The sequence below is a fragment of the Flavobacterium beibuense F44-8 genome (assembly GCF_000769915.1).
GTDB lineage: Bacteria > Bacteroidota > Bacteroidia > Flavobacteriales > Flavobacteriaceae > Flavobacterium > Flavobacterium beibuense.
This window is the reverse complement of the sequence record NZ_JRLV01000004.1, coordinates 132,162-146,476: the sequence shown is the minus strand read 5'-3', so window position 1 is coordinate 146,476 and position 14,315 is coordinate 132,162. Positions and strand designations below refer to the sequence as shown.

General features: G+C 38.4%; 17 protein-coding genes. 15 read left to right on the top strand and 2 right to left on the bottom strand.

Annotated features, from left to right (window positions below; all coding sequences use genetic code 11):
• Window positions 1–2: 2 nt before the first annotated feature.
• The 11 genes from Q763_RS04275 to Q763_RS04225 all read left to right on the top strand — a co-directional run bounded on the left by Q763_RS04275 (window position 3) and on the right by Q763_RS04225 (window position 10,340).
• Complete coding sequence (locus Q763_RS04275; protein WP_035131583.1) at window positions 3–1,739, top strand: TrkH family potassium uptake protein; 1,737 nt, start codon at window positions 3–5, stop codon at window positions 1,737–1,739.
• Window positions 1,740–1,750: 11 nt separating this feature from the next.
• Complete coding sequence (locus Q763_RS04270; RefSeq protein ID WP_035131573.1) at window positions 1,751–2,437, top strand: potassium channel family protein; 687 nt, start codon at window positions 1,751–1,753, stop codon at window positions 2,435–2,437.
• Window positions 2,438–2,449: 12 nt separating this feature from the next.
• Window positions 2,450–3,133, top strand: a complete 684-nt coding sequence (locus Q763_RS04265) for a uroporphyrinogen-III synthase (RefSeq protein WP_035131571.1) — start codon at window positions 2,450–2,452, stop codon at window positions 3,131–3,133.
• 35 nt (window positions 3,134–3,168) lie between these two features.
• Window positions 3,169–4,191: a uroporphyrinogen decarboxylase gene (hemE, locus tag Q763_RS04260; protein WP_035131569.1), complete on the top strand. Its 1,023-nt coding sequence runs from the start codon at window positions 3,169–3,171 to the stop codon at window positions 4,189–4,191.
• A gap of 72 nt (window positions 4,192–4,263) precedes the next feature.
• Window positions 4,264–4,632, top strand: coding sequence for a hypothetical protein (locus Q763_RS04255; RefSeq protein ID WP_035131567.1), 369 nt, complete (start codon window positions 4,264–4,266; stop codon window positions 4,630–4,632).
• Between the two features lie 6 nt (window positions 4,633–4,638).
• Entirely contained in the window at window positions 4,639–5,187 is a 549-nt protein-coding gene (locus Q763_RS04250; RefSeq protein WP_035131565.1) for a GNAT family N-acetyltransferase, read from the top strand.
• A gap of 28 nt (window positions 5,188–5,215) precedes the next feature.
• Entirely contained in the window at window positions 5,216–7,045 is a 1,830-nt protein-coding gene (locus Q763_RS04245; protein ID WP_157499314.1) for a 26S proteasome non-ATPase regulatory subunit 2, read from the top strand.
• 2 nt (window positions 7,046–7,047) lie between these two features.
• Entirely contained in the window at window positions 7,048–7,950 is a 903-nt protein-coding gene (gene hemF, locus Q763_RS04240) for an oxygen-dependent coproporphyrinogen oxidase (RefSeq protein ID WP_035131561.1), read from the top strand.
• Window positions 7,941–8,894 (top strand): DUF4421 family protein, encoded by a 954-nt coding sequence (locus tag Q763_RS04235; protein ID WP_035131559.1) that lies wholly within the window; start codon window positions 7,941–7,943, stop codon window positions 8,892–8,894. The genes hemF and Q763_RS04235 overlap by 10 nt, the downstream gene beginning before the upstream one ends.
• Before the next feature lie 12 nt (window positions 8,895–8,906).
• A complete protein-coding gene (hemB, locus tag Q763_RS04230) occupies window positions 8,907–9,884 on the top strand; it encodes a porphobilinogen synthase (RefSeq protein ID WP_035131558.1) in 978 nt (325 codons plus the stop codon).
• Between the two features lie 45 nt (window positions 9,885–9,929).
• Window positions 9,930–10,340: a c-type cytochrome gene (locus Q763_RS04225; RefSeq protein ID WP_035131556.1), complete on the top strand. Its 411-nt coding sequence runs from the start codon at window positions 9,930–9,932 to the stop codon at window positions 10,338–10,340.
• Between the two features lie 51 nt (window positions 10,341–10,391).
• Here Q763_RS04225 and Q763_RS04220 read toward each other — a convergent pair whose 3' ends face one another.
• Together Q763_RS04220 and Q763_RS04215 are read right to left on the bottom strand one after the other, a co-directional pair.
• Window positions 10,392–11,078, bottom strand: a complete 687-nt coding sequence (locus Q763_RS04220; protein ID WP_035131554.1) for a response regulator transcription factor — start codon at window positions 11,076–11,078, stop codon at window positions 10,392–10,394.
• A complete protein-coding gene (locus tag Q763_RS04215) occupies window positions 11,075–12,355 on the bottom strand; it encodes a sensor histidine kinase (protein WP_035131821.1) in 1,281 nt (426 codons plus the stop codon). The genes Q763_RS04220 and Q763_RS04215 overlap by 4 nt, the downstream gene beginning before the upstream one ends.
• A gap of 170 nt (window positions 12,356–12,525) precedes the next feature.
• On the opposite strand from Q763_RS04215, the gene Q763_RS04210 reads away from it, so the two are divergent.
• The 4 genes from Q763_RS04210 to Q763_RS04195 all read left to right on the top strand — a co-directional run bounded on the left by Q763_RS04210 (window position 12,526) and on the right by Q763_RS04195 (window position 14,280).
• Window positions 12,526–12,966 carry a DUF1573 domain-containing protein gene (locus tag Q763_RS04210; RefSeq protein WP_035131552.1) on the top strand — a complete coding sequence of 147 codons (441 nt, stop codon included), beginning with the start codon at window positions 12,526–12,528 and terminating at the stop codon, window positions 12,964–12,966.
• A gap of 131 nt (window positions 12,967–13,097) precedes the next feature.
• The gene (locus Q763_RS04205) at window positions 13,098–13,580 is read left to right on the top strand and encodes a hypothetical protein (protein ID WP_035131550.1); all 483 of its coding nucleotides are present in this window, start codon (window positions 13,098–13,100) and stop codon (window positions 13,578–13,580) included.
• On the top strand, window positions 13,570–13,770 hold the full coding sequence (locus Q763_RS04200) for a helix-turn-helix transcriptional regulator (protein ID WP_035131548.1): 201 nt from the start codon (window positions 13,570–13,572) through the stop codon (window positions 13,768–13,770). The genes Q763_RS04205 and Q763_RS04200 overlap by 11 nt, the downstream gene beginning before the upstream one ends.
• 33 nt (window positions 13,771–13,803) lie before the next feature.
• The gene (locus tag Q763_RS04195) at window positions 13,804–14,280 is read left to right on the top strand and encodes a methylated-DNA--[protein]-cysteine S-methyltransferase (RefSeq protein WP_035131547.1); all 477 of its coding nucleotides are present in this window, start codon (window positions 13,804–13,806) and stop codon (window positions 14,278–14,280) included.
• The last annotated feature ends 35 nt before the right edge of the window (window positions 14,281–14,315 follow it).

Genomic DNA, 14,315 nt, shown 5'->3' with positions numbered 1-14,315 from the left:
CAATGGCTAGAAACCTGTCATATACATTATCAAAAATATACGGTTTTATTGACATCCTCTTAATAGTCTTCCTGATTTTTGATTTTGGCTATGAGAATATCATAACAGACTGGCTTAATCATAAAACACTTTATTTAACCTTTTTGGTACTGCTCCTTATAGGTTTTAATGTGCTTAGGATTAAGCATGCTTACAAACCGGGCAGGCGTAAAATGTTTAAGGCCAATATGCTGGTGCTTGTAGTTACCTTTATACTGGCGTGTATAGCTTTTATAACCGGCGACGAGTACGGGCGGCTTAATGATGTAAACTTTATACTCGATACAGGCCTTATAATTTACTTCTTTTTAAGGCTTACCAATCTTATCCGTAAGTTATACGACATTTACTATAACCCTACCATCTTGTTTGTGGGGAGTTTTGCCATAGTAGGGCTTATAGGGGCTTTTTTATTAATGCTGCCTAATGCCACAACAAACGGTATAACCTTTACCGATGCCTTTTTTACCTCAATTAGCGCAGTATGTGTTACCGGACTCGTAGTGCTTGACACGGCAAAGGATTTTACCTTTATGGGTAAAACGGTAATATTGGTACTTATCCAGGTGGGTGGTATAGGGATGCTTACTTTTACCTCTTTCTTTGCTTACTTCTTTAAGCAGAGTTCTTCGTTTAGGGAGGGGATGAATGTGAGTAGTTTTGTGGAGAGCGAAGGGCTTCATGATGTAATGCGCCTGGCTATGCGTGTGGTGGTATTTACCCTTAGTATAGAGATAGTGGGTGCCTTTTTTATTTACTACAGTATTAATGATGTTGCCGAGATAAAAAACAAGTTTTTCTTCTCACTATTCCATTCCATTTCGGCTTTTTGTAATGCGGGGTTCTCTACGCTTTCCAGCGGACTGAACGATACATCATTGCAGGAAGCATACCAGTTCCAGTGGATTATAATGCACCTTGTTATACTGGGCGGATTGGGTTATAATATAGTATTTAACTTTTTGCGCTACATAAAACGATTTGTAATGAGTATGGTAGCAAACAGGAGAATGTATACCACAGTAAGGGTTATTACATTAAACTCCAAAATAGTGGTAATTACCACAGCCATACTGTTAACGGGAGGTACGCTGTTTTTCTTTTTTGCAGAGAAAGGACACCTGTTTCAAAACGAATCGTTTTACGGTAAGGTTACATCGGCGGCGTTTACCTCGGTTACAGCCAGAACTGCCGGATTCAATACTTTTGATTTTGCCGATCTTTCCATGCCGGCCATCCTTTTTGTTATCTTCCTAATGTGGATTGGTGCCTCACCGGGATCTACCGGAGGTGGTATAAAAACCAGTACCTTTGCACTGGCTACACTAAATATAGTGGCTATTGCAAAAGGTAAGGAACACATCGAATTAAGAGGCCGAAAAATAAACAATCAGTCGGTTAAACGTGCTTTTGCCATTATATGCATATCGTTAATGGTAATAGGTTTGGGTATTTTAATGATACTGTTTTTTGAGAAAGATTTTACCCTTATACAAATAGCGTTCGAAACGTTCTCGGCCTTTAGTACCGTTGGGCTTAGCCTGGGTATAACGGCAGGGCTTAGTGTAGGCAGTAAATATGTTTTAATATGTGTAATGTTCTTTGGTAGGATAGGTTTACTCAACCTTTTAATAGGTATGATGAAACGACTGCATACGCAAAACTATAACTACCCTGAAGAGAACATTTTAATTAACTAAAATAAAAGAATATGAAGATTATCATCTTTGGATTGGGAAATTTCGGGATGTCACTGGCGGTAAACCTGACAGACACCGGAAATGAGGTTATTGGGATTGATAATAAGATGGATAAGGTAAATATCGTTAAGGATAAAATTTCGCATGCCATATGTATGGATGCCACTAACGAGCAGGCCTATAAAGCACTACCTATAAAGGATGCCGATATTGCTGTTATCGCCATTGGTGAGAACGAGGGAGCAGCCATTATTGCTACAGCGGTAGTTAAAAAGCTTACCAATGCAAAAATCATTGGGCGTTCGCTATCTCCTATTCACGATACGGTACTTAATGCAATGGGTATTGAGAATATTATTCACCCTGAGCAGGATTTTGCCGACAGACTCGCTAAGAAAATCAACCTTAAGGGGATAGTAGATAACTTTAATATCGATAAGAACTATTCGATATCAGAACTTAAAGCCGGACCAGAATTTGCCGGAAAAACACTGGAAGAATTAAACTTTCAGGAAAAGTTTACGCTTAGGGTTATTACCATATTAAGGAGAAAAGTAAGAAAAACCATTTTGGGTACTACAAATTTCGTACAGCAGTCGGAAGGATTTGTAGATAAGAATACGGTTATAGAAGAAGGCGATATACTTGTGGTATTTGGTCTTAATAAGGATGTGGGCAAGTTTTGCAGCCGCAGGTAAAATAGTAAAGGTTTGGAAGGCGGTATCCGTATATTATCCACTAAAAAGCTGCAGGGAAACCACAGGCAGTACCTGCTTAATGCAGGGCTTAGTGTTTTGGAAGCCGACTTTATCACTACGGTAAACAAACCTTTTGAATTGGGTGATATACCCCATAACCTGATTTTTACCAGTCAGAATGCATTTAAAAGTTTCCTTCTTAACGGCAGGAGTACACAATATAAAAGGAGTAGTATTTTTTGTGTGGGAACCAAAACAGCCGAACTCGTAAAACAGCACGGATATACGGTTGAGGTTTGTGCCGATTATGCTAAAGACCTTTCCCGAATAATACTACAGCAGTATAAGGAAAGGGAGTTTGTATTCTTTTCGGGAAATCTGAGGCAGGACACTTTGCCGCTAGCCATTAAAGAGGCAGGAATAGCGTTTACCGAAATACAGGTGTATGAAACGGCACTAACGCCACATAAAATAAATGCAGAACTCAACGGAGTACTGTTTTTTAGTCCGTCGGGGATAGAAAGCTTCCTTCAGGAAAACGAAATAAGCAATACTGTTTGCTTTTGCATAGGCACAACCACTGCAAAGGCTTTACAGGGAATAACAGAAAATATAGTGGTCGCAAACCACCCTTCGGTGGAAAATGTGATTATACAATGTATTAATTATTATAAAGATAATCCTGCAAGGTTTTAAAAACCTTGTGAGAGGAAAAGTAATAAACAGAAAAAATGATCAAGAACGACTTATTTTTAAAAGCGCTACGCAACGAAACAGTAGAAAGGCCACCGGTATGGATGATGCGCCAGGCAGGAAGATATTTACCTGAGTTTCGTGCACTAAGGGACAAATATGACTTTTTTACCCGTTGCCAGACACCGGAACTTGCAGCCGAAATCACGGTTCAGCCAATACGTATCGTTAAGCCGGATGCAGCCATCTTATTTTCTGATATCCTTGTGGTACCACAGGCTATGGGTATTGAGGTGCTTATGAAAGAAAATATAGGTCCGTTTTTACCAAACCCTATACGTACAGCACAGGATGTAGAGCAGGTGCGCATACCGGATATTCATGAGTCACTTGGTTATGTTATGGATGCCATTAAGCTTACCAAAGAGATGCTTAATGATGAGGTGCCGTTAATAGGTTTTGCGGGATCACCATGGACCATTTTCTGTTATGCTGTAGAGGGTAAAGGTTCTAAAAGCTTTGATACGGCAAAAGGATTTTGTTTCTCTCAGCCGGAAGCTGCCCATGCACTGCTTCAAAAAATAACCGATACTACCATAGCTTATCTTAAAGAAAAGGTAAAAGCAGGTGTAAATGCCGTACAGGTGTTTGACAGCTGGGGAGGTATGCTTTCACCGGTAGATTATCAGGAATTCTCCTGGAAATACATTAACCAGATTGTAGAGGCTCTGGCTCCCGAAACTCACGTTATCGTGTTTGGTAAAGGGTGTTGGTTTGCCCTTAACGAAATGGGACAAAGTAAAGCTTCGGCACTTGGTGTAGACTGGACCTGTTCGGCACGTAATGCACGTTACCTTTCGGGTGGACAGATAACACTACAGGGTAACTTCGATCCTTCACGATTACTATCACCTATACCAACCATTAAGAAAATGGTACACCAAATGATTGATGAGTTTGGTAAGGACAATTATATCGTTAACCTTGGTCATGGTATATTACCAAATATTCCGGTAGATCATGCCAAGGCATTTATAGACGCAGTAAAAGAATATCGTTAATAGTAGTATTCAGGAACAGTAGCAGGCTTTAGGGCAGGCTACTGTACACTGATTACGAAACACCACAATGTTATGCCGCTTAGTTTAGGTTTAAGGGATGAAGACAACGAAAGGATTAATAATCAGCTTAAAAAACTGATATCCCTTGTTTTTGTGCCCGACGGATGGAGTGATGATGATGCAGATGCCCAGCTTGAAGGGATAGGTTTATCATTAGAAAAACTTAAAACCATTACTCCGGAAGCGCTTAATAACCATTTGACAGAGGCCGGTACAGACTGGCAGAATATGGAGCTTTTTGCCGACTTCCTGGCGAAGCTTTCCGAGAATGAAAACTACAGCGAACTAAAACAAAAGGCTGTATCTTTATATAGTTACATACAATCAGGGAGCAAAGTTTTTTCTTTTGATATTGCAAACAAAATATCCCGGTTAAAATAGCAGGCCATGGAAACCGTAAGCTGGAGAACAGACCGTATAGCACAAATACTTCCGCAGGAGTTTTTTAACCTTGTGGACAGGAACAGGGAGCACATACGCAAAACATTTCCAATTACGGCTTTTGCCAATTCTGATCTTGAGAAAACCGAACAGTTCCTCACCCAGGCACTGGAAACCGAACAGAAAAAGGAAGGTTATTACTTTTACCTGCGCAGTCCGCTTACTACAAAACTTATAGGTTATGTGGTGGTTAAAAATATTTCTGTAAGGACCAGTAAATGTGAACTGGCCTATTTTATAGATATGGATTATGAAGGTAAAGGGATAATAACCAAAGCGGTTGCTAATGCTGTTGATTTCTGTTTTACAGAAATAGGGATGAATAAGGTTTTTATATGTACCTCTCCGGTAAACAGGGGTAGCCAGCGCATTGCCGAAAAGAACGGGTTTGTAAAGGAAGGCATACTTAGACAGGAATTCAGGAACGGATATGGCGAGTTTGAAGATATTATTTATTTCGGACTATTAAAATCAGAGTACTACAATGGGAAATAGCAATTGCCTAAAAGGGTTAAATTTTTTCATGCTGGTTTTAATCAGTGTGGTTAATATACACGTTGTATATTCTCAGGATATGAAATCAGACAGCAGTAGGATTAACAGTATAATAGCCGATATAAGTATGGGGCGTGAGGCTACTCAGCTTTTTGTTATAACTGATAGAGAGAATGTGGCATTAATAAACCGTTACATTGATGCCCGAAACAGGGAAAAGGAAATAAAGGAAAATGAACTGAAGCTTGCTAAGGAAAATATGCTTGGTGAGCGTTATAAAAAAGGGGATAAAACAACTATTCCGCAAATTATCGCAATACTAAAAAGCCGTGACGTTATAGCAATTAGTGATTTGTTTAATGAGTTAGAACTGGAATATGATGCTACTAAGAGAACAACACTTTTTTTAGACGATTCAATTAAAAAAGAGCTGTTTCCTTTAATTGAAGAACCTGAGCTGGAGCATACAATAGTTCAGTTTTTAGGTTATAACAGAGTAGAGGGATATATTAAATTGTTTGAGGAAAGGTTGCTATCGGGAAAATCGACAAATGAAGACCGTATTTTATATTGGCTGGGTAGTGACGGAACAAGTGAAAAAACAGTAGACTATTGTATTAATCCTAATGAGGTAAAAAGCAGTGCTCTGTTTGGAGAAGACTTAAGTCTTTTCCTTCAAAACGGAACGCCGGAGATAAAAGTTAAAATCCTCAATTTTATGACGGAAATAGTTTTGAAAAATCCGGTAAAGGAAAGTTTTTTTTATGACACACCATCAGAAGATACATATCTTCCATCTGATTTTATAACGGTAGAAATTCATACTTCAGGAAAAACTTATACTATAACCGGCTTTTCACAAAAAAGGAAAGAGCTTCTTATTATGAATTGTATATCAGAAGTTTTTGCACATGGGAATACAGAACAAAAAGAAAAAGTAAAAAAGGCTTTTCTAAAAAGTATAGATAATTTTGAAAATGAGGAACTCAAAGCTACGTTGAAAAATAATTTTAAAATAACTTTTTTTGAAACGTATGACCCCTCAAAGCAAATTGAAATAATTGAGAATACGCACCAGTTTACTGTACTAAATAATTTTAATCGATTGTGTCATAAGATTTCTGAGGAGAAAAAGCTTGCACCGGAAGTATATGTAGCTCTTTTCAAAAAGTTTGATTTAATTGAAAAAATAAGACGAAAAGAAGCATGGTTTTTTACAGATATATTTAAGTATTTACCCAATTTTACAGAGTTGACCCAAGCATATATTGAAGACGATATTACAAAACAGGAAATGCTTGAGCGCTACGACAGGGTTAATCAAACAGAGGAGTATACAGATAAATATATTAGGGATATAGGTCTTGTTGACAATGATTTTGATGCTGTTGTTTTTAAGACAAATGATTTTTCTTATGATGATTTGGTTATATACAAAAGTTTATATAAAGCTGGTATAAGTATAGAATTTGATACGGAATCATCTGCTTACCCTGCAGATCACGACAACCTGATTTTAGAGTTTGTAAAACATACAAGGGGTAAATTATCAGGGGTAAAGGCTTATCAGGAAACCAGATTTAATGCTCCGAAAGACAGTACAGACACTCAGTTGTTTGTAACCTATAAGGATAAATGTTACGTTATGTTTCCCGAAAATTTCGGAGACTGGTATGACATGGATACTTTTTTGAATTTGTTAAATACCATTGTAAAAGAGGCTGGGATTAAAGAGGAATTTGTTGCTGTTTATACCGGAGACCAATATGCTAACTACATATTTGGAGAGAGAAAAAAAGTAGAAAAATTAAAAAAAGACTATAAACTAGATTATACTTACGAGGAAGAAGGTTATTAATCATGAAAGATAAATTTTACCAATACATACAGGATTTACAGGATACCATAACATCAAAGCTGGAAGCGGTAGACGGCAAAGCAAAATTTAGGCAGGACCTATGGGAACGCCTTGAAGGTGGCGGTGGTCGTACCCGTGTTATAGAAAACGGGAATGTGTTTGAAAAGGGAGGAGTGAATATCTCTGCCGTACACGGTCCGTTACCTAAGGCAATGCAGACTTATTTTAATGTAGGCGATGTTGATTTTTTTGCCTGCGGACTGAGTCTTGTAATACACCCTAAAAATCCGTTTGTACCTACAGTGCATGCCAACTGGAGGTATTTTGAAATGTATGATAAAGAAGGTAACCTGGTAAACAGTTGGTTTGGCGGTGGTCAGGATTTAACGCCTTATTACCTTTTTGAGGAAGATGCAAAACACTTCCACCAAACCTGTAAAACAGCCTGCGACAAGCATAATCCGGAATTTTATACTAAATTTAAGCAACAGTGTGACGACTATTTCTGGAATGCACACCGCAATGAGGCGCGTGGCGTAGGCGGACTGTTTTTTGACCACTGTAAGGCTACCGATAGCTTTAGTATGGAAAACTGGTATGGCTTTGTGACCGAAGTGGGTAACAGTTTCCTTGAGGCGTATGTGCCTATTGTTGAAAGAAGAAAAGATACAGAATATACAGAAGAGAACAGGACATGGCAGGAAATACGCCGTGGCCGTTATGTGGAATTTAACCTGGTACATGACAAGGGTACGCTTTTTGGGCTTAAAACCAATGGTAGAATAGAGAGTATCCTTATGAGCTTGCCGCCACATGTACAATGGGTATACGACCACCATCCTGAAAAGGGTAGTGAGGAAGAGAAATTGATAGAAGTATTAATGAAACCGGTTAATTGGGTATAAAAGGATTTATAGGGGCGCTATTGCTAACTGGCTCGGGTTGCTTTGCACAGGCCGACAGTATTACCAGTGCCTATATCCAAAAATTTCCAGATAAGTTATCGGTACAGCTGTTTACGCTCAATACCTCAAATCAGTTTACCCTTGATTATGAAGATATAGGAACAACTATAAATATGGTTCCTAATGAAAGAAGGACACTGGGCGTATCGGTTCAGTACGATTTTATATCGTTTAATTTGGGGTTTGCCCCTAAGTTCTTTGCAGAGAATAAGGATAACAGGGATAGTAAGATGACTTCATTCGGGCTTAACCTGTTTTTAGGGAAGTGGATGCAGCATTTTGACCTGTATTATCAAAAAGGTATTTCGCTGGAGGTAGATGATTATGAAAGCGTATACCTGTCGGGATTAAAAACCATAAAAATAGGCGGTAGCACCAGTTATGTGTTTAACGATAATTATTCGTTTAGGGCACTGGCTTTTCAAAACGAAAGGCAGCTTAAAAGTACGGGGAGTTTTGCGCCGTCACTAAGTTATTATTATACCGAGTTTAACGGTAGGAAAGAACCGCAACTGGGAGGTAAAAGTTATTTTCTGGATGTGGCACTATCTCCGGCTTACAATTACAACTGGGTAGTGGCAAAAAACATACTTATTGCCGGAGGCCTGTCGCTAGGTGCCGGGGTGACGTACACTAAAGACGGTAGTATTAGCGATACCGATTTTTTGACACAGGCAGGTTTAACACTATCATTGGGATATAATTCTGAAACCTTTTATGGCGGGGTTTATGCTAAAGTTTTAGCATCTAACCATAATGCCGATACGGCTGTAAATATGGACGATACTATTGCTTACGGCACGGTGTTTTTTGGTTACAGGTTTGATCCGCCAAGATTCCTGAAGGAAAAAACAGAAGAGATAAAAGAGAAAATAAAAATTTAAATATACAAATACATGTTCCCTATACACAGAAACAGGAGATTAAGAACAACCGAAGCCATGCGTGCGCTGGTAAGGGAAACAGTTCTTACACCAAACGATTTTATGTTCCCTATGTTCATTGCCGAAGGGCAAAATGTAGAAATCCCTATACCGTCTATGCCGGGTATTTTCCGTCGTTCCATAGATCTAACGGTTAAGGAAGTAAAAGAGCTTTGGAGTCTTGGGGTAAAGGCAGTAAATATTTATGTAAAGGTTAGCGATAACCTTAAAGATAATACCGGTAAGGAAGCCTGGAATCCAGACGGACTGATGCAGCAGGCCATTAAAGCTATAAAAGATGCTGTGCCGGGTATGGTAGTTATGCCTGATGTGGCTCTTGATCCATATTCTATTTACGGTCATGACGGTATTGTGGAGAACGGAGAGATACTTAATGACCCTACCGTTGATGCACTTACCCGTATGAGTTTAAGCCATGCCGATGCTGGTGCCGATTTTGTTGCACCAAGTGATATGATGGACGGTCGTGTGCTGGCTATCCGTAAGGCGCTGGAAGAAAATGGGCATCACAATGTGGGTATCATGAGTTACAGTGCTAAGTATGCTTCATCATTCTACGGACCGTTTAGGGACGCACTTGATTCTGCTCCCGGGTTTGGAGATAAGAAAACCTACCAAATGGATTATGCCAACCGTATTGAGGCTATTAAGGAAGCCTTGCATGATGTGGAAGAAGGAGCCGATATTGTAATGGTAAAACCGGGTATCGCTTATCTTGATATTGTACGCGAGGTTAAAAATGCGGTTAATGTTCCGGTATCGGTATATCAGGTTTCGGGAGAGTATGCCATGGTTAAGGCTGCTGCCGAAAAAGGCTGGCTGGACCACGACAGGATAATGCTGGAGCAACTGCATTGTATTAAGCGTGCAGGAGCCGATATTATTTCGACTTATTTTGCTAAGGAAGCCGCTATACTTTTAAACAAATAACATTATATTGCCTCATCACAACCTGTTGGGGCATATTTTTATACCATGAAAAAATTACTACTACTGCTATTAACTGTTTCGCTGTTTTCATGTAAACAGGAAGAGAAAAAAGAAACTATTGTTACCACTAAATCGTCTGATGAAGGAGCTGAAGCTGCGGGTATATCCCAAGACCCTTCAGTAGCTTTAGGGCGTGATATTTTTAACGGCAAGGGGAATTGTTTTTCCTGTCACAAACCCGATAAAAAAGTGATTGGGCCAAGCATAGCTGAAATAGCCCGGATATATAAAGAGAAAAACGGAGATATGGTTCAGTTTCTAAAAGGAAAAGGAGAACCATTGGTAGATCCGTCACAATATGAGGTAATGAAAACCAACTTTTTAATTACCAAAAACTTTTCAGACAAAGAGCTGAAAGCACTGGAAGATTATATGTACAGTATTATTGAAAAGTAATACAGGTATTGGTGTTCGGTAATTGCTGTGCCGGTTATCGAACACTGATTACTACTCGGGGGCTACCAGTTTAAACCCTATTCTTGGTATGTTCTCTATACGGATGCTTTCATCTTCACGGAAAATTTTCCTTAATCGGGAAATAAACACATCCATACTTCGTCCCATAAAATAATCATCTGTACCCCATAGCGATTTGAGTATCACTTCACGTTTCAGTATGGTATTTTTATGTTCTATAAACAGTTTTAGTAGTGCCGATTCTCTTTCGGTTAGCATTATGGTTTCTTTCCCTTTGGTCAGGGCATAATTTTCAGGATCAAATACAAAAGCACCAATGGTGTGGGTACTATTTTTTGCTGCCACGTGCTTTTGGCTACGTTGCAGGAACACTTCAATTTTTAAGATAAGCTCCTCAATACTGTAAGGCTTTACAAGATAATCGTCGGCGCCCAGTTTAAGTCCCTTAATACGGTCTTCCTTAAGGGTTTTTGCCGAAAGGAAAATAATAGGGATTTCCACATCCAGTTCGCGTATTGCTGCAGCGAGGTCAAACCCGTCCATTCCCGGTAACATAATATCCAGTACACACAGGTCGAAAGCATTTTTCTTAAAAGCTTCAAAAGCCTCATTTCCGTTAGCGAAGTGTACCACTTCATAATGCTGTTCCAAATTGTCTGATGTGAGGAAAGCCAGAGTGTTATCGTCTTCTACGTAGAGTATTTTTTTCCTGCTCATAGTATGCTCTTTTTAGGTATGGCAATGGTTACGGTAATACCTTTATCAGGGTTGTTTATAATACTGATTTTCCATTTATGAAGATCACATATTTTTTTTACATAAAATAATCCGAGACCAAAGCCTTCAACCTCCTCTTTGTTTTCACGCGGTACACGGTAAAATCGGTCAAAAACATAATCCAAATGGCTTTTAGGGATACCCGGACCGTTATCGGTAAAACGTATTTCCAGTTTTTTAGGTGTTTCCACAAGGTTAATATTTACCTGTGTACTTCCGTTAGGACCATATTTTACAGCATTTTCCACTATATTAAAGGCTATATTATAAAAGTGGAATTCATCGGCATATATATTGTAATCGCCCCTAGCGCTGTTAAGATTTATGGTAGCATGATTGTATTTAAGCAGGGCATTATCTTTAACCAACTGTAGGGAGTCCATAATGTTGAATTCCTTTTTATGAATACCGCGGTGCATTCCGTCAGACTTCGCCACGTTCAATACCTTCTCCACATGTTGGTTGAGCTTGTTGCTTTGCTCAATAATAATGTCTAAATATTTATTGAGCTTTGGGTTAGCTTCTATTTCCGGTTGTTTTACTGCATAGTTAGACGCAATAAGTATGGACGACAATGGCGTTTTAAATTCATGCGTCATATTATTGATAAAGTCCTTTTGGAGCTCGCTGTACTTTTTTTGCTTCAGCATTAGGAAAACGGAATATACATAAATAACCAGTACCAGGAACAGTACTCCTGTGTATATCCAGTATTGCTGTAGTGACGAAATATAACTGTATTTAAGATCGGGGAAACGCACGGCAAAGTAATATACCAGCCCTTCTTTTTTAGTAAAGCAGTTTTCACACTTCTTTTCGTTTTTGACCGAAGTGCCGTTGTCTGTAATATATTCTCCATAAACCATCTCGTCTGACGCGCAGTCGTAAATGGCATATTCATAATCCATGTCCAGTTTTACCTTTTGGAACTCCAGGTTAAGATAGTATTCCAGTATAGGAGCCTCAAAGGCATCATCTACGTTTACCACATAATAATCTTCCGATACTTTTTTAATAGGAGAAGCAGCAGGGAGGTCACTGTTATTGTCGCGGTATATTTTATTTACCACATCCTGCAGGGCAAAGTGTATTTTTTCGCCAATTTCCTTTTTCTCAAAAGTATAGGCCTGATTTAGCATAAGCAGCTGCATGATTAGTACCCCGGCTATGGCGATAAATCCTATAAATACGACTATATTTAGTTTGCTGAATTTCAAAACACCCATTTTATAAGGTCGATATTACTCTAAAAAACGCTACTGTACAACACGTTAACATGTTATTAACAAGAGTTTGAAGCTGATTAACAAATTTGTGGATTTTAGTAAATATATTTGTGATATTACAAAGCGAAAAACAGTATTAACCAAATTTAATAATTCAAATTATGAAAACATTAAAACTTTCATTATTTGCAGTGGTAGGAGCGTTATTTTTTGTTTCTAACTCAGCAAATGCTCAAACAGCGACTGCTAAAAAAGTGACGAACCTTACAGAAGCTAAAACTTCTGAACCATCAAAAATCACCTGGACTGAAGACGTATTCAACTTTGGTGAGGTAGAAAAAGGTCATCCTGCATCTCACGAGTTTACATTTAAAAACACTACAGATCAAACTATATTAATTACTCACGTAAAAGCATCTTGCGGATGTACAGCTACTAACTATACTAAAACTCCTATCAAACCGGGAGAAACAGGTAGCGTAACTGCAACTTACAATGCAGCTAATCCGGGTAACTTTACTAAAACTATTACAGTTACTACTAACGATAGCGACGTGAAAAAAGTACTTACGATTAAAGGTAAAGTTGTTGCTCAGCAATAACTAAGTTTTCATAGCAATTCGATAAGAAACCATCAGGGAACTGATGGTTTTTTTTACCCCATAATGTAAAGTTTGTTTTACATTATGAAAAATTTGTTTTACATTTGGTTCTTAACTTAAAATCAATCAACATGAAAACGAACTATTTATTTCCGTACAGGCTAAAAAAGATTAGTGGTATTATTTTCCTGATTTCCTTTATTGTTTTAACACTGCTTTATTTTTTAGATGGGTTTGAAAAGTTTCCTATAAAGACAAAGGTCTTTGCTATAGTTGCAGATTACGGACTATTAGGTGAAACAAAAAACTTTGGCTGGATAGAAGACTCTGTTACAGATGAAATACTTGTTATACTTACAATTGTATTTGGTATAATATTCGCCTTTTCTAAAGAGAAATATGAAGATGAAATGGTAACATCTGTACGTTTACACAGTTTGGTATGGGCCACAATAATAAACTATGCTCTTATTGTATTGAGCTATATGTTTATTTACGGAATGCCATTTCTAACAGTGATGAGTGCCATTATGTTCTCACAGCTTCTTATCTTTATCATCCTGTTTCGCTACAATATTTATAAACTTAACAAGGCAGGGACAGATGAAGAATAATATAAAAGTACAACGCGCTATACATAATTTTACACAACAGGATCTTGCCGATAAAATAGGTGTGAGCAGGCAAACCATTAATGCTATGGAAAAGGGTAAATATGTACCTTCAACCGCATTGGCATTAAAGCTGTCACAGTTGTTTAAAATAAGTGTAAACGAAATATTTGAACTGGAAGCCGAAGATTAAGTAGGTTTCCTTAATCCTTTAAATATCCTTATCATGGCAGAAGCATATATAGAATCACCTCTTGGTATTACCCTTATAGAAGGGGATGTAGAGGGTGTGTCTAAAATTTCTGTTCTGGATGATAAGGATATCAAACAATCTGAAACCATACCGCAGGAACTACAAGAGGTAGCCCGGCAGCTACAGGAATATTTTAACGGCACGCGAACTGATTTTAGTTTTAAGCTCAACCCTCACGGTACCGATTTCCAGAAAAAGGTATGGAATGCCCTGCTGGAAATACCTTTTGGTAAAACCACTTCTTATCAGGATCTTTCCATAAAACTGGGAGATATAAAAGCTATAAGGGCAGTGGCGAGTGCTAATGGTAAAAACCCGTTATGGATAGTAGTACCCTGCCACCGTGTTATAGGGAGCGATGGTTCACTTACAGGGTATGCGGGCGGACTGTGGCGTAAAAAATGGCTGCTGGAGCATGAAAATCCTGTAAAGCAACAGTCCCTTTTCTAACTCGGTTTTTTCTTAACACAATCCGTATACCGGTT